Consider the following 25,606-nt stretch of genomic DNA (forward strand, 5'->3'; position numbering starts at 1 on the left):
GCGCACTTTAACGTCGCCCGCTCCCCACCGCACCCGCTTTCTTGCGCAGGTTATTCGGTGAGCAGCGAGTGCCGGATCAACTTCTTGTCGACCTTGCCCACACTGGTTTTCGGGATTTGCTCCACACAACGTACCTGCCGCGGAATCGCCCACTTGTTCAGGTGGCCGCTGGCGACAAAAGGCTGCAGATGCTCGGCCAGTGCTGCCGCCTCCAGCTGCCGGCCGTCGCGGCACACCAGCAATGCCAGCGGCTGCTCACCCCACTGTGGGTCCGGCACGCCGATCACCGCCACCGCCTCGACGGCCGGGTGCTGGCTGATCAGGCTTTCCAGCTCGACCGAGCTGATCCACTCGCCACCGGTCTTGATCACATCCTTGATCCGGTCGCGGATGCGCACCACGCCGCCGGCGTCGATGCAGGCCAGGTCACCGGTATGCAGCCAGCCACTGCGCCACAGGGCGGCGCCCTGCTCTGGCTCCTTGAGGTAACCCTGGGTCAACCACGGTGCGCGAACCACCACTTCACCCAGGCGTTCACCATCGTGAGGCACGTCATTGCCTGCGTCATCGACGATACGCAGGTCCACCAGCATGATCGGCACGCCGGCGTTTATGCGCAGCGGCACCTGCTCGGCCACCGGCAAGGTCAGGTCCTGGGCGCTCAGGCGGGTGACGCTGAGCAGCGGGCAGCTTTCCGACATGCCGTAGCCGCAATGCACACGGATGCCGCGATGGCTGGCCCGTTGCGCCAGCCCGACGGTCAGTGCGCTGCCGCCGAGCAGCATCTTCCAGCCGACCAGGTCGGTACGCCGGCCCTCGTCACTGTCGAGCATCATCTGCAGCACGGTCGGCACGCAATGCGAGAAGGTCACGCCCTCCTCCCGGTACAGCCGCACCAGGCGGTTGGGCTCGTAGCGCCCCGGGTAGACCTGCTTGATGCCCAGCGCCGTGGCCACATAGGGCACGCCCCAGGCATGCACATGGAACATCGGCGTGATCGGCATGTACACGTCGCCCTCACGCAACAGTGGCTCGGCGCCGCAGGCAGCCAGGGTTGCCTGCTCGGCCAAGGTGTGCAGCACCAGCTGGCGATGGCTGAAATACACCCCCTTCGGGTGACCGGTGGTACCGGTGGTGTAGAACAGCGTCGCCAGGGAATGCTCGTCGAAGTCGGGGAAGTCGAAGCGGGCGTCAGCCGCACCCAGCAGCGCCTCGTACTCGCCCAGCGTGGGCAGTGTCGGCTGGTCACAGGCGCCATCGCTGAGGCGGATGAAGCCTTGCACGGTTGGCAGCTCGTCGCGCAGCTGTGCCATCAGCGGCAGGAAGTCGTCATGCACCAGCACCAGCCGGTCTTCGGCATGGTTCATGGTGTAGCGGACCTGCTCGGCGGACAGCCGCACGTTGACGGTGTGCAGCACCGCGCCGAGCATCGGCACGGCGAAGAAACACTCCAGGGCGCGGTGGCTGTCCCAGTCGAGCAAGGCGACGGTGTCGCCAGGCCTGACCCCGGCCTCGGTGAGCACGTTGGCCAGGCGCTGGATGCGTTCGACCAGCGTCGTGTAGCTGTAGCGCAACTGGTCGGCGTAGACGATTTCCTGGTTTGGCTGGTAGCGCACGCCAGACATCAGCAGGCGCTTGATCAGCAGCGGGTAGCCGTAGGCCTGTTCGGCGGCAGGCATGATACGGGTGGTGGTCATCGTGGCATCCTTCACAGCAGGTCGGCATCGAGCAGGTACAGGCTGTGGCTACCTGCCTTGACGCTGGCACTCAGCGAGTGAATGCGCGGCAGCAGGCGCGCGAAGTAGAACCGCGCGGTGGCCAGCTTGCTCTGGTGGAACGGCTCGGGCTGCGCCGTGTTCAGGGCGACTTCGGCCATGCGGGCCCACAGGTAGGCATAGAGCGTGTAGCCGAACACGTGCAGGTATTCCACCGAGGCAGCACCGATCTCACGGGGGTCGCCCTGGCCACGGTCGAGGACCCAGGCGGTCAGTTGGTCGAGGTTGTCCATGGCCGCCAGCAACGGCGCGCCGAACTCGGCCGGCAACGTTGCGGCGTACACGCTGATCTCTGCCGCCAGCAGGCGATACGCCTGGCCACCGTCGCCCAAAAGCTTGCGCCCCACCAGGTCGAGGGCCTGGATGCCGTTGGCACCTTCGTAGATCTGGGTGATGCGGCAATCACGAATCAGCTGTTCCTGGCCCCATTCACGGATGTAACCGTGGCCACCGAACACCTGCTGGCCATGCACGGTGGTCTCCAGCCCCATGTCGGTGAGAAAGGCCTTGGCCACCGGGGTCAGCAACGCCACCTTGGCCTCGGCCAGGCGGCGGGCGCTGGCATCCTCGCTGTACTTGGCCAGGTCCAGCTGCAGCGCCACGTAGGTGGAGAATGCCCGCCCGCCTTCGTTCAGGGCCTTCATGGTCAGCAGCATGCGCCGCACATCCGGGTGCACGACGATCGGGTCGGCAGCCTGCCCGGGCGCCTCGGCGCCGGTCGGGGCACGGCCCTGCTGGCGGTCGCGGGCATAGGCGATGGCGTTCTGGTAGGAGCGCTCGCCCAGGGCCAGGCCCTGGATACCCACGCCCAAACGCTCGTAGTTCATCATGGTGAACATGGCATTGAGGCCCTTGTTCGGCTCACCGACCAGGTAGCCGATGGCGCTGTCGAAGTTCATCACGCAGGTGGCCGAGGCCTTGATACCCATCTTGTGCTCGATCGAGCCGCAGCTGACGGCATTGGCCTCGCCCAGCGCGCCATCGTCGTCGACCAGCACTTTGGGCACCAGGAACAGGGAAATGCCCTTGGCACCGGCGGGTGCGTCGGGCAAGCGGGCCAGCACCAGGTGGATGATGTTCTCGGTCAGGTCCTGCTCACCGCCGGTGATGAAGATCTTGGTGCCGCTGACCCGGTAACGGCCATCGGCCGCCGGTTCCGCGCGGGTGCGCAGCAGGCCCAGGTCGGTGCCGCAGTGCGGCTCGGTCAGGCACATCGAGCCGGTCCAGCGCCCTTCGTACATCGGCGGCAGGTAACGGGCCTTGAGCGGTTCGCTGGCGTGGTTGAGCAGCGACAGGCAAGCGCCTGCGGTAAGCATCGGGTACAGGCCAAACGACAGGTTGGCGGCGTTGAGCATCTCTTCGAGCTGGGCGCCGATCACTTTCGGCATGCCCATGCCGCCGTACTCCGGCCCGCCAGCCACACCTACCCAGCCATCTTCGGCGAACGCCCGGTAGGCGTCGGCAAAGCCATCCGGGGTGATCACACGGCCGTCTTCCCAGCGGCAACCCTGTTCGTCACCGGTGCGGTTGAGCGGTGCCACCACCTCGGCAATCAGCTTGCCGGCCTGTTCGAGCACGGCCCGGGCAGTGTCGGCGTCGACCTGCTCGGCCAGTGCCGGGGTCTGCGCCCACCAGGCCGGGATATCGAACACTTCGTTGAACAGGAAATCCATGTCGCGCAGTGGCGGAAGGTAATCAGACATGAGGCGAACACTCGGTTTCTTGGGTTGACGAACGTGACGCGGCACGGGCCCGGCTCGCCGCCGGGGCGCCATGGCCGCGCAGGAGGAAGTGCGACAGCGCCGGGATCAGCACCAGCGCGCCGAGCATGTTCCACAGGAACATGAAGGTCAGCAGCAGGCCCATGTCGGCCTGGAACTTGATCGGCGACCAGGCCCAACCGACCACGCCTGCAGCCAGGGTGATGCCCACCAGGCCGACCACGCGCCCGGTGAAGGCCACGGCCTTCTGGTAAGCCTCGGCCAGCGGTAGGCCGGCACGCTGGTGATGCAGCTGCACGCTGAGCAGGTACAACGCGTAGTCGACGCCAATGCCCACGCCCAGGGCGATCACCGGCAAGGTGGCGACCTTGACGCCGATGCCCATGGCCACCATCAGCGCTTCGCACAGCAGCGAGGTGAGCATCAGTGGCAGGATCGCCACCAGGGTCGCGCGCCAACTGCGGAAGGTGAACAGGCAGAACACTGTTACCGCCAGGTACACCAGCAACAGCATGCGGTGGTTGGCCTCGCGCACGACGATATTGGTGGCGGCCTCGATGCCGGCGCTGCCGGCGGCCAGCAGGAACTGGCGGTCCTCGCCGCTGTTGTCCTGGGCGAAGCGCTCGGCGGTGGCGGCGACCTGCGCCAGGGTGTCGGCGCGGTGGTCCTTGAGGTAGGCGATCACCGGCATCAGCGAACAGTCATTGTTGAACAGCTCCGGGGTGTTGACCGAGGCCTGCTGGGCCGCGTAGTTGAGCACGTCCTGGTTGCGCTGCAGGCTGTTCAGGCGCGGGTTGCCCTCGTAGGTGCCGGCGGTGATCTGGCGCACCGCGTTGGCCAGCGACAAGGTGGTCTGTACCCCGGGCAGCTGCTGCAGCTCCCAGGCCAGGCGGTCGGCCAGCACCAGCGTCTGGTAGCGCAGGCAGCCTTCAGGCGGCGTCTTGACCATTACCGCGAAGGTGTCGCTGCTCAGGGCGTAGTGGCTGGTGATGAAGGCGTTGTCGCGGTTGTAGCGCGAGTCGGCGCGCAGCTCCGGGGCACCGCTGTCGAGGTCGCCGATCTTCAGTTGCAGGCTGCCCCACACGCCGATGGCGGCCAAGGCCACGGCCACCAGCAAGGCGCCCGTGGCCCACTTGCGCTCGGTGAAACGGTCGAGCAGGTCCCACAGGCGGCCAAAGCCACGGTGCTGCGCCGCGCGGGCATCAATGTACAACGCGCGCTCGGCAGCCTTGCGGCCCACGCCGACATACGACAGCGCCACCGGCATCAGCAGCAGCGAGGTGAAGATCAGCACCGCCACGCCAATGCTGGCGGTGATGGCCAGGTCCTGGATCACCGGGATATCGATCAGCATCAGCACGGCAAAGCCCACGGCGTCCGCCAGCAACGCGGTGACCCCGGCCACGAACAGGCGGCGGAAGGTGTAGCGCGCGGCGATCTGCCGGTGGGTGCCACGGCCGATGTCCTGGAGGATGCCGTTCATCTTCTGCGCGGCGTGCGATACACCGATGGCGAAGATCAGGAACGGCACCAGGATCGAATACGGGTCGATGGCATAGCCCAGCCAGGCGACGATGCCCAGTTGCCAGACCACCGCCGTCAGCGAACACAGCACCACCAGCAAGGTGCTGCGTACGCAGCGGGTGTACAGGTAGATGATCACCAGGCTGGTGACCACGGCCAGGGCAAAGAACGCCATCACCTGGATCAGGCCATCGATCAGGTCACCCATCAACTTGGCGAAGCCGATCACGTGGATCTGGTACTGGCCGCTGGCCTGGTACTGGTTGCGCAGCTGTTCGAGCTTTTGCGAGAAGGCGTGGTAGTCGATGCCTTTGCCGGTGGCCGAGTCCTGATCCAGCAGCGGCACGATCAGCATGCTCGACTTGAAGTCCCGGGCCACCAGGCTGCCGACGATGTTGGCGCGCTCGATGTTCTGGCGCAGCTGCTCGATGTCGGCGGCCCCGCCCTGGTAGCCATCGGGCATCACCGGCCCGCCCTGGAAGCCCTCTTCGGTGACCTCGGTCCAGCGCACGGCGGGGCTCCACAGCGATTTCATCCAGGCGCGGTCGACACCGTCACTGAGGAACAGCTCGTCGTTGATCTGGCGCAGGGTCTGCAGGTAGTCGGGGTCGAAGATGTCGCCACGGGTGTTTTCCAGCACCACCCGCACCGAGTTGCCCAGGCCGCGCAGCGATTGGCGGTTTGCCAGGTAGTGCTGGATGTAGGGGTGGCTCTGCGGCAGCATCTTCTCGAAGCTGGGGCGCAGCTCCAGGCGGGTGAACGCCATGTAGCCCAGCACCAGGGTGGTCAGGAGCATGCACAGCACGAAGCCCAGGCGATGGTTGAACACCAGGCGCTCCAGGCGATTGCCCGAACGGGGGTCGAAGTCGGCGAGGTTGTGAATCACCGGCAGTGGGTCTTGGCGGATATCGGCCATCAGGGTCTTCTCTCGTCGAAGGTGCGCACGCCCCGCTCGCCCACCAGCACCAGCCCGGTAGCGGCGGTGCTGGCAAGCGCGGTCACCGGGCCGCGGGTGGCTTGTGGCTGCGGGCTGAAGCTGGCGCCGCCATCGCGGCTGAGCAGCAGGTCGCCGGCCTGGCTGGCCAGCCAGACATCGCCGGAGGCCGTCAGGCTGGCTGCCGTCAGGCTGGTCTGCACGCCACTGCTGACCGGCTGCCATTGCTGGCCGCCGTCGGTGCTGCGGTAGGCATTGCCACGCAAGCCGTAGATCAGCAGCAGCCCGGGTTTGCCCACCGCGCCGAACAAGGTGCCGGCATAGGGCGTCGACACCTGGGTGAAGCGTTCACCCGCGGCATCCAGCTTGAGCAACAGGCCCTGTTCGCCGGTGATGTACAGTGCATCACCCACCGGCGCCAGGCTGGTCAGGTGCAAGCCTTGCGGGTTGTCGCTGTGGTCCTGCCAGGGCAACCAGTGCTGGCCGCCGTCATCGGTGCGCAGCAGCAGGTTGAACAGGCCTACGGCATAGCCATGCTGGGCATCGCTGAACCACACATCGAGCAAGGTGCTGTCGGTGCCATCGGCGAGCGCACGGCCATCGAGCTGCTTTTCCCAGTGCTGGCCACCGTCGCGACTGTGCAACACCACGCCGTCGTTGCCCACCGCCCAACCGTGCTCGGCAGTGGCGAAGCTGACGGCGTTGAGGTCGGCGCTGACCGGCACCTGGGCCTGCTGCCAGTGCGCGCCATGGTCGTCGGAATACAGGATGTGCCCACGCGGGCCCACCGCCACCAGGCGCTCACCGGCCCGGGTCACATCCCGCAGCGCACTGCTGGCGGCCAGTGCACTGGGCATCGCCGGCAGGTCCAGCACGTCGGTGAAAGGCGCTGCCTGGGCCGCGCCTTGCAGCGCAACCCAGCACAGCATCGCCACGCTGCATCGTTTGAAGACAGACATTGCGAACCTCTGCGCCATGCGCTCAGCGGATGCCGTTGCCGGCCAGCGATTCAGGCGACCACTGGGCCTTGGACAGCGGGTCGATGTAGCGGATGCCGCCATAGGCACCGACCACGCCGTTGAGGTTGTAGGTGCCGCCGACCAGGTCGTAGATCATGAACGGCGTGGCATCCGGGGTCTGCTTGTCGTAGCTCTGGGTGAGGAAGGCGAACGAGCCACGGTACAGCTGGCCACGGGCGTCGTACTGGTCGGAGGCCAGGGCTACCCAGCTGTCTTCGTCGAGGTAGAAGCGGCGCTTGTGGTAGATGTGCCGCGCACCGTCCTTGAGCTTGCCTTCCACCACCCACACGCGGTGTTTTTCCCAGCGCACGAACTGCGGAGCGAGGTGGTTGGGGGTGATCAGCTGCTTGACGTCGGTGTTGTAGGTCAGCTGGTAGGTGTTGTACGGCACGTACATTTCCTGCTTGCCGACCAGGGCCCAGTCGTAGCGGTCGAGGGCGCCGTTGAAGACGAACACGTCATCGTAGGTGCCGGAACCCGAGGTGCCCGGGTTGGGCGTGTCGTAGGCCAGGTTCGGCGCCAGCTTGACCCGCCGCTGCCCAGGCAGGTACTGCCAGGCGCTGCGCGGCTGCACCAGCGGGTTGGCGGCATCGCGCAGCATCATCGCTTCACCGGCACGGCGGGCGGGGCCGGTGTACACCAGTTTCATCTGGTAGTAGGTGTCCTTGGCGCCGATCGGCTTGTTCATGTCTTCATAGATCGGGTAGCTGATGTTGGCCTGGCCGGTGGTCGACAGCGTGGGCTTGCCGGCCGCGTCGACGTTCCACGAATCGTACTTGGCGGTCATGCTCACGCCCTGGTAGCGCAGCAGGAAGTTCCACATGGCCTCGGCGCCGTTCTGCGGGATCGGGAACGGGATGCCCGGCAGTACGTTGTCCACCGCGGTGCCGCCCTCCTGGCTCTTGGCACCGGTGGCGTTCTTCAGGGTGTTGTCCAGCACCGCCTGGGGCAGCGCGACGCTGCGGTGGGTCGGGTAGACATCGACGCGCATGGTCGGGAAGCGCTTGAGCAGTTCAAGGGTGGTGGCCGTCAGCTGGGCCTTGTACTGCTCGGCGTTCTTGCCATCGATGACCAGCAGCGGCTTCTCGTTGGCGAACGGGTCGGGGCGCATGCTGGCGCCGCTCTGGTAGCCGGCGGGCGGCGTCTGCAGGCCGCCCTGGTAGGCCGGGATCGAACCATCGGCATTGGCGGCCTTTTCCGCACCCAGGGTGGTCAGGCTCTTGCCCAGCTTGGCAGCCTGGTCAGGGGATACTGCGGCGTGGGCCGCGTTGAGGGCAGCCAGCGACAGGCACGTGGCCAACAGGGTGTTCACGTAGTTCATGATTGTTGTTTTCCTGTGAAGTCTGTGGGGTCGGGTCTCAGAACGTGGTCTTGAGGGTCAGGTACAGGGCGCCACGGTCTTCGGTGGTGGCACCACCGCCGGAGAAGGAGGCGTAGCCGCCGCCGTAGCAGGTGTAGTCCTGTTCGCCGTCGAGGGCGTTCGGCGTGCTGCCGTCGGTCTGGCCATCCTTGCAGGACTGGGTCTTGCCGAAGCTGTCGACGTACTTGAGGTCGACGAAGTACTGGTTGTAGATGGCGGCGCTGACGCCAACCGCATAGTTGCCGGTGTCCTTGGCCCCGCCGCCCTGCACCGGCGACACGCCGTCGATGCCGACGTTGACCGACAGCGGCAGGCTCAGGTCCATGCCGGGCAGCACCTGGTACCAGGTGGGCGTGAAGTTGACGGCGATGCCCCAGTTGTCACGGGTCGGCTGGTCGATGCCGCGGTAGCTGCCCTTGCCCTTGTACAAGGCCTCGTTGTGGCCATCGAGCTTGAGCAGGTTGCTGTAGAACAGCTCGCCGAGCAGCGTCGCCGAGTCGAACAGCGGCGTATTGCCGATGGTCATCAGGCCGTTGAGGGTCCAGTGCAGGGTTTCGCCGGTGGCGCTCAGGCTGTCGCCGTCCTTGGGCACATCGTAGATCACCCCGCTGCTCGCCAGGCGTGGCGGCAGCAGGCCGAAGCCGCCACCCAGGCCCGCGGTGCCGGGGGCACTGACGATGGCCGGGATGCTCGCCAGGGGCATGTGATGACGAATGTTCAGGTCGCTGCCGACGCTGACGCCGCCGATGTCCTTGGACAGGCTCAGGCCATAGATGTCGATGTCGTCGGCATAGGCGAACTGGTAGGTGGTGCTCTGCAGCGAGTTGTACAGGTTGCCGACCGCCCCCTGGCGGCTGCCGGGCGGGTTGCCGAACGGGCCCCTGGCCACGGTCATGCCACGGGCATCGAGCCAGGCCTGGGGCAGGATCTCGGAGGTCTTGCGGTAGTAGAAGCCCAGGGTGCCGCCGAGCCACTCGGGCGACCACTTGGCCATGACGCCCCAGTCGCCGCTGTTGCGCGGGGTCAGATCGTCGCCACGGCGGATGGTGGTGAGCGCACCGCGCACCGGGATCAGCCCTGGGGTGCCGGTGTGGCCGAGCAGGAAGCTCTGGGCGCCCTCGCCCACCACGTCGGAGCCGCCATAGTAAGTACCAGCCTCCGGCAGGCGCGCGGCATCCCAGTCGAAGAAGTACTGGGCGCCCAGGGTCAGTTCGGGGTTGACCATGAACGAGGTGGACAACTGGTTGCGCGGTACGAACAGCTCCTTGGCTTCGGTGCCGGGTGAGGCCGCCAGCTTGGCCAGGTCCAGCCCGGACTGGCCGTAGCTCAGCGAGTGCACCGGGTTGAGCAGGGTTTCACCCCAGAACAGGTTGTGCTGGCCGACCTTGGCACTGACTTGCGACTGCTCGCCCACGTCGCGGCTGAAGAACACGAAGGCATCCAGCACTTCACCGGACGGGCCGCTGTAGTAGCGCTGGGCATAGTTGCTCAGGTGCGGGCTGCCCAGCGGCACGCCGGTGCCCGGCAGGCCGTTGAGGCTGGGGTTGATGCCGGACTGGTCACCGTTGCCGTTGACGAACGGGTTGCTGTTGGAGCCGGTGTTGTCATACGCCTTGTCGTACCAGCTGGCGGTGCTGACGCGAAAGCCGGTTTTGCCTTGGTAAACCACGTCCAGTTCGGTCAGCAGGTCGACCCGGTTGGTGACCGTGGTACCGGCCTTGCGGAAGTTGTAGTCACCGTCGTTGCTGTTGGGCGTGCCCAGCATGCGTTTGTCGGCACTTTCGGTGCGCACGCCGTAGTTGTACTTGACCGTGTTGTCGAAGCGCACGGCCCAGTCTTCGCTGCCGGTGGTGACTTCGATGGCGTGCGCGCCGGGCAGGCTGAGCAGGCTGATGGCGCAGGCGAGCAGGCAGCGCTGTGGTTTCACAGCACGGTGAATGCGGTGTTCTGGCATTGCGATGACTCCACTTATTGTTCTTGTTGTATTGGGCCGCCCGTCATCTGCGGGCTTGGCCTGGGCATCCGTGCGCGGTTGGCGGATCAGTGGTCCAGGCGGCGAATCAGGTTTTCGGCCAGCGGCCAGGGGCCGAAGCCGGCTGCCGGGTTGAGGTGGCCGACCGCGCCCAGGGCGACCAACTCGCTGCCCCAGGCCTGGGCCATGGCTCCGGCGGCGTCGAAACTGGCCAGGTGGTCGTTGCTGCTGGCAGCGACGATGCTGGGGAACGGCAGCGGCGCCATCGGCAAGGGCGACCAGCCCTGCTCGGCGAGGCTTTGCGGGCTGGGGTAATGGGCCGGCCACTGGCTGTGCAGGTCAGGTGGTGCGGCCAGCAAGGCGCCCTTGATCGGCCGTTCGTAGCGGGCCGCCCAGTGAGCCACCATCAACACGCCTGCGCTGTGCGCCACCAGCACCACCTCACCGTCGATCTGTTCCAGCTCGCGCTGGATGGCTTCGACACGGGCGTTGCAGCTGAGCCCGTCGACCTGCAGCGGTGGTACGCTGCGGACCTTGGCCAGGCGCGCTTCAAGCAGGGTTTGCCAATGCTCGCTGACATGCTCGCGCAGGCCAGGGATGATCAGCACGGTGGCGGCGGTTTGCAGTTTTTCCACGTCGGAACCTCGTTTTGCATCGGGGCTTGGATCGGGTACGAGGTTCACAGTAATCAGGGGGCACGACGGGTGCTTCACATTGCGCGTCAGTGACTTTTCATTTGATGACAAGGCGCGGTTGCGGGCTTGTGCTTCTCAATTGATGACACACAGGCTATAACTCACCGACCGCCTGACGGAAAACAATAAAAATGCCCGCCCTCGTCCGTGCCGCCAGCCTGACCAATTACCTTGAAGTGTCCCGCCATGTGGGCCTGAACCCCAACGCCCTGCTCGCCCAGGTCGGCCTCAGCGCCGCCCTGCTCGACGACCCCAACCGGCGTATCCCGGCGGCCAACGTGATTACCCTGCTGGAAGAGTCGGCCCGTGCCAGCGGTTGCGAAACCTTTGGCCTGCGCATGGCCGAATCGCGCCAGCTCTCGGACTTCGGCGAGATCAGCTTGCTGCTCAGCCACCAGCGCAACCTGCGTGATGCCCTGGAAGTGATCGTGCAGTATCGCCACCTGCTCAACGATGCGCTGGCCATCCATGTCGAGGAAGCCGGCAAGACCGTCATCATTCGCGAAGAAGTGATCAACGACCGGGCGCCGTGCAGCCGCCAGGCCACGGAGCTTGCCATCGGCGTGATGCTGCGCCTGTGTGCGGCGCTGCTGGGTGCCCAGTGGCACCCGATCAGCGCCAACTTCACCCACGCCGCCCCCGCCGACCTGGCCATCCACCGGCGTATCTTCGGCTGCAAGCTGGTGTTCGGCAGCGAGTTCAACGGCATCGTCTGCCCCGCCGCCGACCTCGACAGCGCCAGCCCCCAGGCCAACGAGGCCATGGCGCGCCTGGCGCGGCGCTACCTGGACACCTTGCCGGCCGGTGGCACACCGTCACTGGAACTGGAGCTGCGCAAGACCATCTACCTGCTGCTGCCCATGGGCCGCGCCACCATCGAGCAGGTGGCGCAGACCCAGGGCATGAATGTGCGCACGCTGCAACGGCGCCTGGAAGAAGACGGGCTGACGTTCAAGGACATGATCAACAACGTGCGCCGCGACCTGGTGATGCGCTACCTGGAAAACCCCAGCTATTCGCTGGGGCGCATCGCCGACATGCTCGGTTACTCGATGCCCAGCTCGTTCACCCGCTGGTTCATCGCCCAGTTCGGCATGCCCCCGGCCACCTGGCGGGCCCGGCATGCCGAACAGGCGCCTTAAAGGCCCCAGTGCATCAGGGCCAGCACCAACAGCACGAGGAACACGCTTTCCCCCACCATCAGCGCGATGGGCTTGAGCCCCACCGACGCCAAGGCCTTGAGCTGGGTCTTCATGCCCAGGGCGCTGATCGCCACCACCAGGCAGCCACGCGACAGGTCATTGATGCCGCCCTGCACTGCCGCAGGCACCCAGCCAGTGCTGTTGACGCAGGCCAGCAGCACGAAGCCGACGGCGAACCACGGCAGCAACGGTGGGCGCTGGCCACTGGCATCCAGGCCCTGACGGCGGGTGATCATCGCCGCACAGACGATCACCGGCAGCAACATGGCCACGCGCATCAGCTTGACCACCGTGGCGATGTCGCCGGTTTCTGTGGACATGCTGTAACCGGCGCCGACCACCTGGGCCACATCGTGGATGGTGGCGCCGAGGAATACGCCGGCCTGCCCCGGCGACAGATGGAACCCATTGGCAATCATCGGGTAGAGGATCATCGCCAGGGTCGACAACGCCGACACGCCAATCACCGTGAACAGTGTGGCGTGTTCCTTGCGCGGGTGCTGGGGCAACGCCGCCGCCAGCGCCAACGCCGCAGAGGCACCGCAAATGGCCGTGGCACCTCCGGTCAACAGGCCGAACAAGCGGGAGAAACCCAGCGCCTTGGCTGCGATCACCGACACCACGATGGTCACCAGCACCAGGATGACCACCAGCGCCACCGGCTTCCAGCCAAGGCTGGCGATCTGGCCGAGGGTAATGCGCATGCCCAGCAGGGCAACACCCAGGCGCAGCACGCTGCGGGCAGTGAACTCGATGCCAGCCTTGCACGGCCCATCGACGGCCAGGAAGTTCAGGGCCATGCCCAGCAACAAGGCGAACAGCATGACCGGTGCCGCGTAGTGCTCACTGAGAAAGCTCGCCGCCGCGCCCACGATCAGGCTGACCGCGACGCCAGGGGCCAAGGCGCGAATGCGGTGCTGCGCCGCGGTGATAGCCAGCGTGCTCATTGCCCGCCCTCCTCGTTGCCCAGCACGATGTAGACCTGCTGGCCCTGGCATTCGACCGGGTAGCTGTTGACCTTCAGCGCTGTGGAGTTGAGCAGGTAGCCGCTGGCCAGGTCGAAGCGCAGGCCGTGGGCGCAGCACTGGATGACCCGGCCCTCCAGGCGCCCGCCGCACAGCGAGGCGCCCTGGTGCGGGCAACTGTCGTCGATCGCGTACAGAGTATCGGCCACATTGAACACGGCCAGGCTCTTACCGTGGCTCTCCACCAGCACACGCCCGTTGCGCTCGGGGACCTGGCTCGCGGCCAGGGCGATCCGCCGGCTCATGCCGGCACCTGTGCTTGCAGGGCTTCGAGCATGGCCGCGAACAGCACTTCGGCCGGCTGAGCGCCGGCGATCAGGCGGCCCTCGTTGAAGCGAAAACGCGGCACCGCGCTGCCTGCGCGCCCGGCACCGTCGAGGAACGGGCTGCCATCGTCACGCAGGCAGCCGGCCACTTGCGCTGCCTCCAATCCGCAGGACTGGGCAATGGCAAGCAGTGTCCGGCTATCGCCCAGGTCGCGCCCCTGATGGAAGTAGGCAATGAACAGCTGCGCCAGCAAGGTTTCAAGCCGCCTGGCGCTGAGCAGGCCGGCCGCACGTTGCAGCAAGCGGTGGGCATTGGCGGTATTGGGCATGCGGCGGATGCGCGTGAAATCGATGTCCTCACCGACCACGCTGGCCGCTGCCCGCACCTGCGCCTGGCGCTCGCGCACGGCCTGCTCGCTGCCCAGGCGCTGTACATAGAACGCGTGGAATGGCACGCCATTGGCCGGCAGGCCAGGCAGCAGCTGCACGCCGCGCCACTGCAGCTCCACCTGCACCTGCGGCTGCTCGCGTTGCAACAGCAACAGGGCGGCCTGCAATTGCCGCTGGCCGATCAGGCACCACGGGCAAACGAAATCGAACAACACTTCGACGGACAACGTCTGTTTCACGAACTCAACTCCTCGGTGCGGCTGACCGATGCTTGCAGACGCTCCATGTCGCGGTGGTAATGGCGTTTGCCGATGAAGAACACCGCAGCGGCGGCGATGCTCACCAGCGGCACCAGCTGGAACGCGGCGTGCAAACCGATCAGGTCGGACACCCGCCCGGTGATCAGCGGGCCGGTCGCCAGGCCCAGCAGGTTGTTGGCCAGGGTCAGGGTGGCGAACGCCGTGCCATGCACGGCGGCGTGGGTCAGGTTGGCGACCATGGCGCTGGACGGGCCGTTGGTGCCGACGGCGATCATCATGCCCAGGCAGATCAGCACCAGTTGCGCGGTGCCCGCCGGCAGCGCAAAGGCCAGCGACAGAAGCAGGCAGCTGCCCAGGCAATAACCGATGGCCAGGCTGATCTTGCGGTCCGGGCGCTGCCGGCCCAGGCGGTCGCAGAGCATCGCGCAGAGGATCGTGCCGATACCGCTGCACAGCACGATCACTGCGGCAATGGCCCCGGCACGATCGGTGCCCATGGCGTAGTAACGGTTGAGGTAGCTGGGCATCCAGACGATCACCGTGCCGCCGACGAACAGTTGCAGGCCGCTGCCGATGTAGGCGGCGATCACCGAGCGCGAGCCATACAGGGTGCGCAGCGGGTGGCTCGCCTTCTCCTGGGCCTGTGCGGTGCATTGGGCGGTGATGCGGGCTTCCTTGACGATCAGCGGGTACAGCAGCGCCAGCACCAGGCCGAACAGGGCCATGCCGGCGAACGCCCAACGCCAGCCCAGGTGCTGGGCCAGCACACCGCCCAGGGCCATGCCCAGCACCGAGCCGAACATGCCACCGGCCATGAATGCGCCGGCCAGGGTCGAGCGCATGTCGCGAGGAAACACCGCCACCACCACGGCAATGCCGACGCTGCCGTAGGCGGCCTCGCCGACGCCTACCAGGAAGCGCGCGATGAACATCTGCGGGTAGTTTTCGGCCAGGGCGCAGCCCAGGGTCGCCAGGCTCCACAGCACGGCCATCAGCACCAGGCTGCGGACCCGGCCGAAGCGGTCGGCCAGCAATGACAACGGGAAGGTCAGCAGGCCGACCATCAGCGCGACGATGCCACTGAGCAGGCCGAGCTGGCTGTCGCTCAGGGCCCACTCGCCCTTGAGCAGCGGGAACACGGCGTTGAGCACCTGGCGCGACATGTAGTCGGAGATCAACAGGCCGAAGGTCAGGGCGAAGACGACCCAGGCATAGCGCCGGGGGACGCTGTGCGCACAGTCGGTGCCGGGTGCCTGGGCACTGGCGAGATAGGTGGCCATGGTGCCTCCTCGGAGTATCTGGCGTGGGGTTGTTCTTGTTTTTATGGATACAGCCAAAAATCTTTACTGCCTGTTCCGGCCTCTTCGCGGGCGAGCCCGCTCCCACAGGTACTGCACAGGCCTGAGTGATGTGCAGCGCCTGTGGGAGCGGGCGTGCCCGCGAAGAGGCCAGGCCTGCTTGTCAGGCCCTTTGCGGCACGCCCTTCTGCCCCGGCTGGCGGTTCGGCGCCATGCCGTTGGCCTTGAGGGTCTGCTCGATGCTGGTGTACTGCTCGCCAATGCGGTAAATGGCCCGGGCCTCTTTGCCGTTGGCCACTTCACGGCCCAGTTCATGGGCCACACGCACGGTCTGCCGGATCTGCTGCACCGAGCCGAAGCGCTTGCCGTGCTGGTCGATGATGGTGTCTTCGTTGCCGCAGCGTGGGTGCAGGCCCATGGCCAGGGCCATGGTGTTGAACGGCAGCACGTTCTTGAGCAGCGACTCGGCGGTCAGCGTGCAGCCATCCGGCGCGCGGTGGATGAAGTTGAAGAAGTTGAACGGGTTAGGCCCGTCGAAACCGCCACCGATGCCGATCCAGGTCAGGTTCAGCGGGCCCATGTAGTCGCCACGGCGGACAATGCGCTCGAGGGTTTCCAGAGCATGCATGCCGGTCAGCTGGAAGTGCGGCTGGATGCCACTGGCCTGCAAGCGGCGCAGGTGCTCGCGGACCCAGGCCGGGCCGGCAGGCACGGTCATCTCGCTGTAGGCGGCGTGGATCGCCGGGTGGGCCAGGGAGGTGCCTTCCAGGTACTCCGGGTACAGCAGCTCCATGATGTTCATCTGCGTGGTGTTGATCGCCACGGTCACCTGGTCGGGGCGCGGGGTCAGCTCGGCGAGCATGTGCCGGGTGTCGTCGGACAGCCACTTGGCTGCCTCGCCTTCGCCCTCGGGGGCAAAGGAAATCGAACCGCCGACCTGGATGATCATGTCCGGCACCGCTTCACGCACACCGGCGATCAGCTCGTTGAACTTGGACAGGCGCTTGGAGCCCTTGCCGTCCAGCTCGCGCACATGCAGGTGGAGCACGGTGGCACCGGCTTCGTAGCACTCGACGGCCTTCTGCACCTGCTCATCCATGGTCAGCGGGATGTCTTCGGGGAAGTCCTCGGGCATCCATTCGGGGCCATACGGGGCGACGGTGATCACCACCTTTTCCATGTTTTCCGGGTGCAACGAATCATCGAAGAATTGCATGCAGTAGTCCTCGCTATTGTTATTGTGCTGTGCGCCGCGCGCGTGAGTGTGTGGGCGGCGGGTGCCTCAGAAGGTGCGGCTGCCCTTGATCCCCGCGCGCTCCATCTTGCGGTGGCACGGTGGGTAATCCATGACCGCGTAATGCTGGGTGCTGCGGTTGTCCCAGATCGCCACGCTGTTGGGCTTCCAGCGCCAGCGCACCTGGTACTCGGGCAGGTAAGCCTGGCTGACCAGGTAGCGCAGCAGGTCGGCGGCGCCGGGGTTGGCGTCCTGGCCGAAGCGCACGCGCTGGGGCGTGTGGTAGTTGCTGAAGTGGGTGGTGAAGGCGTTGACGAACAGCACCTGCTCACCGGTTTCCGGGTGGGTGCGCACCACCGGGTGCTCGGCGTCGGGGAACTGCGCCTTGAGCGCCAGGCGCTTGTCGATCGGCATGGCGGCACCGAAGCTGGCTTCGATGCTGTGGCGTGCGCGCAGGCCTTCGATCTTGGCTTTCACGTCGGCGGGCAGGTTCTCATAGGCCAGCACCATGTTCGCCCACATCGTGTCGCCGCCCACCGGCGGGCACTCGACACAGCGCAGCACGCAGCCCATGGGCGGTGCTTCGCGCCAGGTGGCGTCGGTGTGCCAGGCGTTTTCGTAGCGGTCGTTGGGCTGGTCGGGGCGCTTGTAGATCTGCACCAGGCCAGGGTGCTCCGGGTCGCTGCCGGCCACCGGGTGGTCTTCCAGCTCGCCAAAGCGCCGGGCAAAGGCCACGTGTTCGGCACGGCTGAAGTGCTGGTCACGCAGGAACAGCACACGGTGCCTGAGCAACTGCGCGCGCAGCTGCTCGAACAGGTCGTCGTCGTGGATCGCGTCAGCCAGGTTGACGCCGCTGATCTCGGCGCCGATCGCACAGGTCAGTTGTTCGATGTGCATGCTGTTGCCCTCTTCAGATGACGAAGATCGACGAGCCGGTGGTCCTGCGCGCTTCCAGGTCACGGTGGGCCTGGACGGCGTCCTGCAGGGCATAGTGCTGGTTGATCTCGATGCGGATGCGGCCGCTGCTGACGTGGTCGAACAGCTCGCCGGCCAGGTCGGCCTTTTCCGCCGGGTCGGCAATGAAGTCGGCCAGTGCCGGGCGGGTCAGCTGCAGCGAGCCCTTGATCGCCAGCAACTGTGGGTCGAACGGCGGGATGGTGCCGGAGGCGGTGCCCACGCAGACCATCAGGCCACGGCGCTTGAGCGAATCGAGCGAGCCCATGAAGGTGTTCTTGCCGACACTGTCGAACACCACGTTGACGCCGACGCCATCGGTGAGCTCACGCACGCGGCTGGCCACGTCCTCGACGCTGTAGTTGATGATCTGGTTGCAGCCATGGGCGCGGGCGACCTCGGCCTTGGCCTCGGTGGACACCGTGCCGATCACGTTCAGCCCCAGCAGCCGCGCCCATTGCGCGACGATCAGGCCAACGCCGCCGGCTGCGGCATGCAGCAGCACGGTGTCGCCGGGCTTGAAGGCGTACAGCCGGCGCATCAGGTAGGCTGCGGTCAGGCCGCGCATGGTCATGGCGGCGGCGGTCTCGAAGGCGATGGTTTCCGGCAGCTTGATCAGCGCCGCGGCGGGGATCAGGCGCTCGGTGCAATAGGCACCGAGGGTGTTGAGGAAGCCGGTGTAGGTCACCCGGTCACCCACCGCCACCTGGTTCACGCCCTCGCCTACCGCCTGCACCACGCCGGACGCTTCCACGCCGATGCCATTGGGCAGCGGGATCGGGTAGGTACCGTTGCGAAAGTAGGTGTCGGCGTAGTTCAGGCCAACCGCCACCTGACGCAGGCGCACCTGCCCCGGACCGGGCTCACCGACCTCGGCATCCTCGTAGCGCAGCACTTCGGGGCCACCGGTCTGATGGAAACGTACGACTTTGGACATGCTTGTCTCTCCAATCATCGATCTGGACGCAAGGCGTCAGTTCTGGGTAATTGGAATGTAAGCGCTCGGGGTGCGGGACGCTTCGCATCGGGCGACAGCGGGTTTTCATTTGATGACAGATCGAGCGGCGGGGAGCTGCAATCTTTTCTTCATGAGCCGCCTTGATGGCTAGCAAAGGCCCGACTAATACTTAGGTCTCTGCCTGGGGAGGCACGAAACATGCAACCGAGATTCGTTATCGTTCCGGCTGTGCCCATCGAAAAGCAATCGTTCCGCATCGGCAGCCGCTACTACGCGGCAACCGTGTGTGGTGGTTTCGATATCTATGACAATCAGGAAAAGGAGCGGCTCAAACCCAGTTACCCCAGCAAGACCGACGCCGAGGTCCAGTGTCGAAGCCTGAACATGGCGCAGCGCGCCAGATAGCAAGCTACCTGCCCCGCCATGTGTGAAGTGGTGCACGCTGCGCCGGGTGACGCAATACAGGCGTATGATGAATAGCCGAGTGGATTGATGCTGTCTGGTAACGGCGTTCTCTGACGGGAGCACGGTCATGAACCATTCAACATGTGCGCTGACCCTGCTATTGGCAGCGCTGACGGGCTGTTCAAGCAACGCATCCCTCTATCATGACCAGCCGCTGGTAGCCAAAGTCGATACCGGGATGAGCAAAGCGCAAGTGCTGCAAATTGGCGGCAAGCCGGGCGCCGAGTCCGAGCGCACGGCAGTGCCGGGTACTTGCTTCGACTACATGCTCACCCAGCCGGGGCAAAAGCAACAGCCCTACATGGTCAGCTTCGACCAGGCCGGGAAGGTCGACAAGACCAGCTTCATGACCTGCGCCGAATGGAGCAATGCGCAGCTCAAGTCCCGGCAAGCATTGCCCAGCATGGGCGGCATGGGCGGTTCAGGCTATTGATGCCAAGGGCTGCCGGTTACTCCAGGCACTCTCTGGCGGCCAGGCGCAACTTGTCACTCGACAGGAAACTGCCTTTATAGAACGTTGCCCGGCTGCCGTCGTGATATTCAACGACTTCCAGCACTTCGTCCGAAGTCACGGCGCTGGGCGCGGTCAGCCGATAACCGTGGTTGATGGATTTTTGCGTGGTCTGGGGGGACAACGCCTGCCACTTTGGCAGTACGCAGGCGGCGTAATCTTCAGGGGATTTTGCAGTCAGCTTGCTGGCGGTAGGCTTGCCTGGGTTTGCGCACGCGGCAAGGCTGGCAGCAACTACGGAACATAAAAGGATGCGAAACGTTGGCATTTGCAATTAACCAGAATGGAACGTGCGCCATTCTAGCCGGGATCGAGCCGCAGAAGTAATCCACCAAGGTCGTGTCTTTGCCTGAAATGCAATAGCGCAAGACTTCCGTCGAATGGGGCAAGCCAGTGGCTTCCCTTAGAATCAAAAACGCTGAGGGATCGGCACCCATCGCAAAAAGCCCGCGCTCATGTGCGGGCTTTTTGCACTTGCAGATCAACACATCAGGCTTTTTTGCACATCAATGCAGCGTCAAGCAGCCTGCCATGGTCGTACCAGGCGTCGCGCTGATAGGCGGTGAACTGGCGCTGGGTTCCCGTGCCGCGTAGTTCGACCAGGCCATCAGCCTTATTGGGGTCGGTACTTTCGACGTACAGTTTTACCGAGTTGTCGCCGTCCACTTCATAGGTTTTCACGTTGCCTTGAAGTTCACCTTTGACGCACCCCAGATAGGCTGGCGTACTTCTCCCGGTGGTGCCAGACGTATAATCATGGCTCTCCCGCACATCCGGGTTCTGGGCGCACCCGGCCATGAACAGCGTGGCGAAAGTGGTTAACAGTACTGCGCCTGCGACCGATCTTGAACTCTTCACGCGACACGCTCCTGCTGCCCCCTCTGGAACTTGGGAAAGCGTTGCCAAGCACTACGCCCTTTTTTGGTTTTCATTGGCCCATGGTACTGCGCAACCTGCGTAGCACTATAGGCTTGTTCGCTATATGCGCGAGGGTCGATGGCCGGCCGCTCATGTGGCTTTCGCGTTATTTCTTTAGCCGAGCGGAACGATTTCAACTGGCCATGATTCTCATGGGAACCGACCCGGTGCACCGTTCAGGAGAAAACCATGGTGTGGTGGCTGGAAGTACTCGCGCAGTTCGTGACGTCCACCGGCCTTGCCGTGTTGAGCATCTTTGTCTTCTGGGCCTACACGCTGGCGTTTGGCAGGGCGTATATCAGGCTGTTGTCGGCTGCGCTGGCGGTGGCATTGCTGGGCATTGCCGCCTTTCCCCACGGGGCAAGCTTCGCCGTCAGCCATAAGGCGCTGCTGGGAGATGGCAGTGAATTCCTGTTGCTGATCGCGGACGCGTTGGGCGTGATAAGCGCCGTGATCATTGCATCGTTCTTTTTCAACCCTGAGCGCTTGCTCGATGAAGCATGACGCCCCTGCAAGCTATCCGCCCTATCCTCTGGTGATGGGCGAATAGCTGATGGCTAGAGTGCTGCTTGCTGACTGGCGTCAGTAGCGACGATAGTCCTGGTGCCCCCCACGATCGTTATCGTAGTAATGCCGGTGATGATGGCCTCCGTCGTGCCAGTACGGCCAGCAGCCACTGAGCAACAACAACCCTGACAACACGACAACCCATGCAGTCTTGCGTTTCATGTGCATACCTCCGGCCAGGCGAAGCAAGGCCTTGCATACGTTGGACTGCGCAAAGGCCGGAGGTTCGGGCCGGGGGGCGGCCGCTGATCGTGTTTCATGCAGCCAGGTGTGGGTTGACTTGGCTGGCCACCCATCCAGCGTGGATAAACATTCAGATTACAAAGTGTTTTCAGCGGTAGTACCGTCAAGTGGCCCCTTACAAGGAGAGAGACATGAGCATACGCAGCCTGGCCAAAAACCTTCCGCCCGACCCTGACAACAAGGGCTGGGTACTGGGATGGGGGGTGTTACGCGCCATGCATCCCTGGCACTTTGTCGACGTCTATGCCGACCAGAAGACTGCCAAGGCAGAGGCACAGCGCCGAGGTGACGGCTACGTCGTGGAATTCGGCTCGCACCGGCTTGGCTCGGATGAGTTTGTCTGTGGTGTGAACCCGCCGGAAGGCTGACGAGGCGCTCGCCCAATGCGAGCGCCTTGCCACGTAACCGATCTCAAGACTTTGGCAGGTAGTAGTGAGGGTATAACGCCATGTCGCGTTCCAGTTTTTCAGCGTCAGTCACGCGCTTGCGAACCTCGGCATAGAATCGCTGACTCTGGTTCTGAAAATGCCTGAAGTGTTGGTCAGCAAGCTCAAGGGCACCCTTCAGGGCGTTCCCCCTCAACCCTTCGGCAAGTCGCTGCGATGAGATATACCTCTGCCAGCAGGCCTCGACCTGCAACAGCCCTTGCGCGAAGACTTCAGTATCGATGGTCGCCATTGGTGCACCCTCTTTGAGCCATTGAAGGCCCGTCGGTGTGAATCGCCAGAGCGACGATAGCTTGATGAAGCCCGGTCACAATCAGCTTCGGCTCGAAGTGTAGTCCATCTCGGGCCAGGCACCGGCGCGCACTTGCGCGCCTGTGAAGCAGGACACTGTCAAATCGCTGCATGGCGTGTACCAGGGCGCCGCGGAATCTATACGAACGTGTTTCTGCTTGTCCGGCGAGGCTGATTATCTGGTACTCGGGTGCTTGCTGGCCTCCAAACGCTGCGCATCTCGGGCGAACCACATACCCACCGCAATCACCATCAGGCAAATGAACACCACATCCCATGCCCTATGCTCGATGGCCGCCAGGATCGCGAAAAACTGCAAGGCGCCAGCCCACCAGAGAAACGGCCTGATCTTTGAGTAGCGCATGACTCACCTCGCAGTCCCCTCTGTTCCAATTCTAGTCGACACGGCGAACTGGAACAGCGTACGGCCGTTGCAATGAGAACCGTTGCAGCACTACAGCCGCCTAATGGATGACTTTGCGGATTGCCAGCACTTCAAGAGCCCTGCTCCTTCACCTGACAAACGCCATTGGCCCGATTCCTTCCGGTGTATGAAACGCTCGGAGAGCCGTCTGGATTGATCGACAGAGAAATGGTCACTCCGCTGGCCTTGGCTTCGAAGTAGTTGTCGTTGACCTTCTTCAGCTTGCCCTCTTTGCCATTGATGTAGATCGGGCCGCCCTTGCCTGCATGGACTTCGATTTTCCCGGGGCATGTTGCGTTGAACAGTGGAATCCCAGCCTGAGCGGCGCCTGACGCTGCCAGCAAAGCCACCAGCACTAATTGCTTCATCTCATGCTCCTTAGATCAATGCCGGCATCGCCTGGCCCACGTTGGTTTTACCTCGGTACATTCGTTAACGTGCGCCGCCATATTTCGGCCGAAATGGCAATCCTGACGGGAGTACACATGCACGCCGGCCAGCTCTTATCCCTCTCCAGCAGGGGTGCACCCATCAGCAACTCGACGCGCTTGACCAATACCCCAGGCTAGCGACCGGTACATCGATTCGCCGGGCCTGGAGTCGTAGGCCTCTTCATGCAGTGCCATGCCGGAGCGTGCGTAGACACCTAGAAAAAGTTGCGTTCCACCGGTGCGCGAAAGTCTCACCTGCACATCGATGAGGGTGCCGTCGTGCAGCGTTTCTTCGTGGGATCGATGGTGAAGCGTGGGGTCTGACCACGCCCAGTACACGCCGCCTCTTCTTCGCATCGTGTTCTCCTCCACCGTCGGTGGCTTGTTGGTGAAACCAGGACGGGCAGGCCATTCATTTGTAATTAGGCCTATCCAACTAGCTTGACCACCGGTCACGAACAAAAGCTCCATTTTTCTTTAGCCCGTCTTCCCTCCTTCCACTGCCGCGACAGGGCTGCCAAGGCCATCCATCACGGGAAATGCCGACGGGCAGTGGATGCCAATGCTCAACGATTTGAGGATCAGGCGCGGCGCCCCATACAAACGCTGCCCCACCTATGCGACAATGCACGCAATGTTCGGCCTCACCCCCCGCATTTATCGCCCAACAGCTCGGGCATAGCGTGCAGATGCTCTTATCGACTCATGCGCGCTGGATTAACTCGTCCAACGACTGGCAGGAGCTGGAAAAGCTCCAGATTGGTCCGAAATGGGTCCGCAGCTGCGAAGAAGCCACGTAAGTTATTGATAGGTAAGCTCCTTGATCTCCACCGCCAACATCACCATGCAGTATTTTAGGGGTGTTGAGCGGTGCTAAGGGGTTGATTTTATTGGGCGAAATCCCCCTCCTCCACCCCTCATTTTCGTATCAGTGGTATCAAAATTGGTATCACCTGGTGGCTGCCGTTGGCGGTCCGCTTTCGACCCATTGCGGCCATTCGTGATACCACACCGGGGGCGATTCAAGAACCACATCCACACTTGGGCAATTGCAATTGCAATTGCTCTTGACCCGCCGTCGCCTCTCCCTAGAATAACGATCCCAAATCAAGGAACGATTTCATGATCACCTGCCATGTCCGGTACGTCATAGATCCCTATCAGATCAATGCGTTCGAACGCTATTCTCGCGCTTGGATTCCAGTAGTCACCCGAATGGGTGGACAGCATCACGGCTACTTCCTCCCAGCTGAAGGAGCAAATAACGTCGCGTATTGCCTCTTTAGCTTCTCCAGCCTTGCCGACTACGAACGGTATCGACAAGAAGCCGCAGTCGATCCTGAATGTTTGCGTTTGGTTGAGGAAGCGTCCGAATTGAAGTTCATCGTGAGCTACGAGAGAAGCTTCCTTCGCCCTTTGCTTGCGTAATACTAAGGTAACCTCCCGACCATGGAGTCGATCTGGTCTACCCATCGTCACGACCCTGCGGGTGTCCTCAATGGGTCGAAAGCAGTCGTACGCAGAGGCTGATGTCGAGCCGCCCAACGGGTGCGCCTAGGCGTAGGTTCTACTCAACGGTTTTCAAGACCGTGGTATAAGCGCCCAATCCATGCCGCATCAGGGGCAAATTCGATTCCAAAACAGAGACGAAACGGCACGGCTACAAGCCGCACACCGCAAGGGTCGACGCTTAAGTTTTGGAATCGATTTTTTCTTAAGCAGGAGGTAAAAAATCGTTATGCTCAGGGCTCCCAACACCAAATGGAATTTGATCATTGGACGTAATAGCGCTGCAGACGTTTCTGCTACCGTGGCTCCGCGTTAGAACCTGGCACACTCGCCACCCACAGGATGAGGAGCGGTTTCACCAAGCGCTCAATGTGGCTTTTGCACAGCTGGGCTATTCGATCCCTTACGAGCGTTTTTACGACGCCATCCACAGTGTGCTTGTGGAATTGGAAGCCGGGGATGAGCTGCTGAGGAGCAAGGCCATCGAACAATTTGCACGTCGGGCCGAAGTAATCGGGTCATACCTCTTCGACGTGCGCAACTGCCAGTAATGCAGCAGTAGTGTGGAAAATAGACCTCAGGCCGCGCCAGCAGCGGCCTATGCGTCGACCCTGTCAAATATGCATTGGCGATTTTGGGCGAGTTTCGCCCAGTAAAACCGAGAAGCTGCAGCGCGGTTTTAGACAGTCGAAGCCTCCTCCTCCGGCGTTCTGCCGACGGCCTACCTATCCTTGGGTGGGGCCTTGCCAACTCCCTTGAAGAACTGATTTCCCCATTCCGGCAACGGCTCATGATGGCCAAATATCCCTAGCTCGTACCACTCATCAACTTCATTCAATCCGAAGTATCGCGCAGCCTCGACGAACTCCAGCATGTCAGACAGCTGATCTGAATCGATCTCTCGGCGCCGGTGAGCAGCGAATGCCATCTCGGCCAGGACGATTGCGCGGCCATCTGGGTCGTTGATCAGTTCGGCTTGGTCGTTGAGCTCATCCAGCCAAGCTCTTGGCAATGTGCTCATCATTCGGCCCTGCACCACCAGGACTGCGCATACAGCACGCCGTCGATGTCCTCGACCCCGTTGATGTTCATGCCGAGCTGGGCCATGCCGTTGACCTTGGCGTCGTGCAGGCGCGGGATTCGGAGGGGATAGCCAGGCCATTCACACGGCGGCGGACGAGAAGGAAGTACATAGGGCACCAACACTGTATATC

28 protein-coding genes are annotated in these 25,606 nt (G+C 63.7%); 6 read left to right on the top strand and 22 right to left on the bottom strand.

Going from position 1 to position 25,606, the window contains the following annotated elements; genetic code table 11:
• Nucleotides 1-50 precede the first annotated feature (50 nt).
• From CAF78_RS22065 to CAF78_RS22095, 7 genes are all read right to left on the bottom strand, one after another.
• On the bottom strand, nt 51-1,697 hold the full coding sequence (locus CAF78_RS22065) for a fatty acid--CoA ligase (RefSeq protein ID WP_085678020.1): 1,647 nt from the start codon (nt 1,695-1,697) through the stop codon (nt 51-53).
• An 11-nt stretch (nt 1,698-1,708) separates the two neighbouring features.
• Nucleotides 1,709-3,478, bottom strand: a complete 1,770-nt coding sequence (locus tag CAF78_RS22070) for an acyl-CoA dehydrogenase C-terminal domain-containing protein (protein ID WP_085678021.1) — start codon at nt 3,476-3,478, stop codon at nt 1,709-1,711.
• Entirely contained in the window at nt 3,471-5,936 is a 2,466-nt protein-coding gene (locus CAF78_RS22075; RefSeq protein ID WP_085678023.1) for an RND family transporter, read from the bottom strand. The genes CAF78_RS22070 and CAF78_RS22075 overlap by 8 nt, the downstream gene beginning before the upstream one ends.
• Complete coding sequence (locus tag CAF78_RS22080; protein WP_085678025.1) at nt 5,936-6,913, bottom strand: YCF48-related protein; 978 nt, start codon at nt 6,911-6,913, stop codon at nt 5,936-5,938. Before CAF78_RS22080 ends, CAF78_RS22075 begins: the two co-directional genes overlap by 1 nt.
• 22 nt (nt 6,914-6,935) lie before the next feature.
• Nucleotides 6,936-8,294: a DUF1329 domain-containing protein gene (locus CAF78_RS22085; protein ID WP_085678026.1), complete on the bottom strand. Its 1,359-nt coding sequence runs from the start codon at nt 8,292-8,294 to the stop codon at nt 6,936-6,938.
• A gap of 37 nt (nt 8,295-8,331) precedes the next feature.
• Nucleotides 8,332-10,287 (bottom strand): DUF1302 domain-containing protein, encoded by a 1,956-nt coding sequence (locus CAF78_RS22090; protein ID WP_085678028.1) that lies wholly within the window; start codon nt 10,285-10,287, stop codon nt 8,332-8,334.
• A gap of 86 nt (nt 10,288-10,373) precedes the next feature.
• On the bottom strand, nt 10,374-10,940 hold the full coding sequence (locus CAF78_RS22095; protein WP_085678029.1) for an alpha/beta hydrolase: 567 nt from the start codon (nt 10,938-10,940) through the stop codon (nt 10,374-10,376).
• A gap of 191 nt (nt 10,941-11,131) precedes the next feature.
• On the opposite strand from CAF78_RS22095, the gene CAF78_RS22100 reads away from it, so the two are divergent.
• On the top strand, nt 11,132-12,142 hold the full coding sequence (locus tag CAF78_RS22100) for an AraC family transcriptional regulator (protein WP_085678031.1): 1,011 nt from the start codon (nt 11,132-11,134) through the stop codon (nt 12,140-12,142).
• Here the strand turns inward: CAF78_RS22100 and CAF78_RS22105 are convergent.
• The 7 genes from CAF78_RS22105 to CAF78_RS22135 form a co-directional block, all read right to left on the bottom strand.
• Nucleotides 12,139-13,149 (bottom strand): YeiH family protein, encoded by a 1,011-nt coding sequence (locus tag CAF78_RS22105; RefSeq protein ID WP_085678033.1) that lies wholly within the window; start codon nt 13,147-13,149, stop codon nt 12,139-12,141. The two genes, CAF78_RS22100 and CAF78_RS22105, sit on opposite strands and share 4 nt — an antisense overlap.
• Nucleotides 13,146-13,472, bottom strand: coding sequence for a Rieske 2Fe-2S domain-containing protein (locus CAF78_RS22110; RefSeq protein ID WP_085678034.1), 327 nt, complete (start codon nt 13,470-13,472; stop codon nt 13,146-13,148). Before CAF78_RS22110 ends, CAF78_RS22105 begins: the two co-directional genes overlap by 4 nt.
• Nucleotides 13,469-14,122, bottom strand: coding sequence for a DsbA family protein (locus CAF78_RS22115; RefSeq protein WP_085678037.1), 654 nt, complete (start codon nt 14,120-14,122; stop codon nt 13,469-13,471). Before CAF78_RS22115 ends, CAF78_RS22110 begins: the two co-directional genes overlap by 4 nt.
• Entirely contained in the window at nt 14,119-15,423 is a 1,305-nt protein-coding gene (locus CAF78_RS22120) for an MFS transporter (RefSeq protein WP_085678039.1), read from the bottom strand. The genes CAF78_RS22115 and CAF78_RS22120 overlap by 4 nt, the downstream gene beginning before the upstream one ends.
• A gap of 181 nt (nt 15,424-15,604) precedes the next feature.
• Nucleotides 15,605-16,657, bottom strand: a complete 1,053-nt coding sequence (locus CAF78_RS22125; protein ID WP_085678040.1) for a 3-keto-5-aminohexanoate cleavage protein — start codon at nt 16,655-16,657, stop codon at nt 15,605-15,607.
• 66 nt (nt 16,658-16,723) lie between these two features.
• Complete coding sequence (locus CAF78_RS22130) at nt 16,724-17,572, bottom strand: TauD/TfdA family dioxygenase (protein ID WP_085678041.1); 849 nt, start codon at nt 17,570-17,572, stop codon at nt 16,724-16,726.
• A gap of 13 nt (nt 17,573-17,585) precedes the next feature.
• A complete protein-coding gene (locus CAF78_RS22135; protein ID WP_085678043.1) occupies nt 17,586-18,566 on the bottom strand; it encodes a quinone oxidoreductase in 981 nt (326 codons plus the stop codon).
• A gap of 219 nt (nt 18,567-18,785) precedes the next feature.
• On the opposite strand from CAF78_RS22135, the gene CAF78_RS22140 reads away from it, so the two are divergent.
• Nucleotides 18,786-18,992, top strand: coding sequence for a hypothetical protein (locus CAF78_RS22140; RefSeq protein WP_085678045.1), 207 nt, complete (start codon nt 18,786-18,788; stop codon nt 18,990-18,992).
• 127 nt (nt 18,993-19,119) lie between these two features.
• Nucleotides 19,120-19,485: an osmotically-inducible lipoprotein OsmE gene (gene osmE, locus CAF78_RS22145; RefSeq protein WP_085678047.1), complete on the top strand. Its 366-nt coding sequence runs from the start codon at nt 19,120-19,122 to the stop codon at nt 19,483-19,485.
• 16 nt (nt 19,486-19,501) lie between these two features.
• Here osmE and CAF78_RS22150 read toward each other — a convergent pair whose 3' ends face one another.
• Nucleotides 19,502-19,831 carry a hypothetical protein gene (locus CAF78_RS22150; RefSeq protein ID WP_085678049.1) on the bottom strand — a complete coding sequence of 110 codons (330 nt, stop codon included), beginning with the start codon at nt 19,829-19,831 and terminating at the stop codon, nt 19,502-19,504.
• Nucleotides 19,832-20,052: 221 nt separating this feature from the next.
• Complete coding sequence (locus CAF78_RS22155) at nt 20,053-20,421, bottom strand: hypothetical protein (protein ID WP_085678051.1); 369 nt, start codon at nt 20,419-20,421, stop codon at nt 20,053-20,055.
• A gap of 249 nt (nt 20,422-20,670) precedes the next feature.
• On the opposite strand from CAF78_RS22155, the gene CAF78_RS22160 reads away from it, so the two are divergent.
• Nucleotides 20,671-20,985, top strand: coding sequence for a hypothetical protein (locus CAF78_RS22160; protein ID WP_085678053.1), 315 nt, complete (start codon nt 20,671-20,673; stop codon nt 20,983-20,985).
• A gap of 437 nt (nt 20,986-21,422) precedes the next feature.
• Nucleotides 21,423-21,659 carry a hypothetical protein gene (locus CAF78_RS22165; RefSeq protein WP_085678055.1) on the top strand — a complete coding sequence of 79 codons (237 nt, stop codon included), beginning with the start codon at nt 21,423-21,425 and terminating at the stop codon, nt 21,657-21,659.
• Nucleotides 21,660-21,702: 43 nt separating this feature from the next.
• Here the strand turns inward: CAF78_RS22165 and CAF78_RS22170 are convergent, their stop codons facing one another.
• The 4 genes from CAF78_RS22170 to CAF78_RS28785 form a co-directional block, all read right to left on the bottom strand.
• Nucleotides 21,703-21,969: a hypothetical protein gene (locus CAF78_RS22170; RefSeq protein WP_085678057.1), complete on the bottom strand. Its 267-nt coding sequence runs from the start codon at nt 21,967-21,969 to the stop codon at nt 21,703-21,705.
• A 234-nt stretch (nt 21,970-22,203) separates the two neighbouring features.
• Nucleotides 22,204-22,392, bottom strand: a complete 189-nt coding sequence (locus CAF78_RS22175; RefSeq protein ID WP_085678059.1) for a hypothetical protein — start codon at nt 22,390-22,392, stop codon at nt 22,204-22,206.
• Nucleotides 22,393-22,523: 131 nt separating this feature from the next.
• A complete protein-coding gene (locus CAF78_RS22180) occupies nt 22,524-22,820 on the bottom strand; it encodes a hypothetical protein (RefSeq protein WP_085678061.1) in 297 nt (98 codons plus the stop codon).
• A gap of 135 nt (nt 22,821-22,955) precedes the next feature.
• Complete coding sequence (locus tag CAF78_RS28785; protein WP_085678372.1) at nt 22,956-23,240, bottom strand: hypothetical protein; 285 nt, start codon at nt 23,238-23,240, stop codon at nt 22,956-22,958.
• A 765-nt stretch (nt 23,241-24,005) separates the two neighbouring features.
• On the opposite strand from CAF78_RS28785, the gene CAF78_RS22195 reads away from it, so the two are divergent.
• On the top strand, nt 24,006-24,311 hold the full coding sequence (locus tag CAF78_RS22195; RefSeq protein ID WP_085678065.1) for an NIPSNAP family protein: 306 nt from the start codon (nt 24,006-24,008) through the stop codon (nt 24,309-24,311).
• 802 nt (nt 24,312-25,113) lie between these two features.
• Here CAF78_RS22195 and CAF78_RS22205 read toward each other — a convergent pair.
• Complete coding sequence (locus CAF78_RS22205; RefSeq protein WP_085678069.1) at nt 25,114-25,416, bottom strand: hypothetical protein; 303 nt, start codon at nt 25,414-25,416, stop codon at nt 25,114-25,116.
• Complete coding sequence (locus tag CAF78_RS28590; RefSeq protein ID WP_177408562.1) at nt 25,413-25,592, bottom strand: hypothetical protein; 180 nt, start codon at nt 25,590-25,592, stop codon at nt 25,413-25,415. Before CAF78_RS28590 ends, CAF78_RS22205 begins: the two co-directional genes overlap by 4 nt.
• Nucleotides 25,593-25,606 lie beyond the last annotated feature (14 nt).

It is taken from the genome of Pseudomonas sp. R28(2017) (genome assembly GCF_002112505.1).
Lineage (GTDB): Bacteria > Pseudomonadota > Gammaproteobacteria > Pseudomonadales > Pseudomonadaceae > Aquipseudomonas.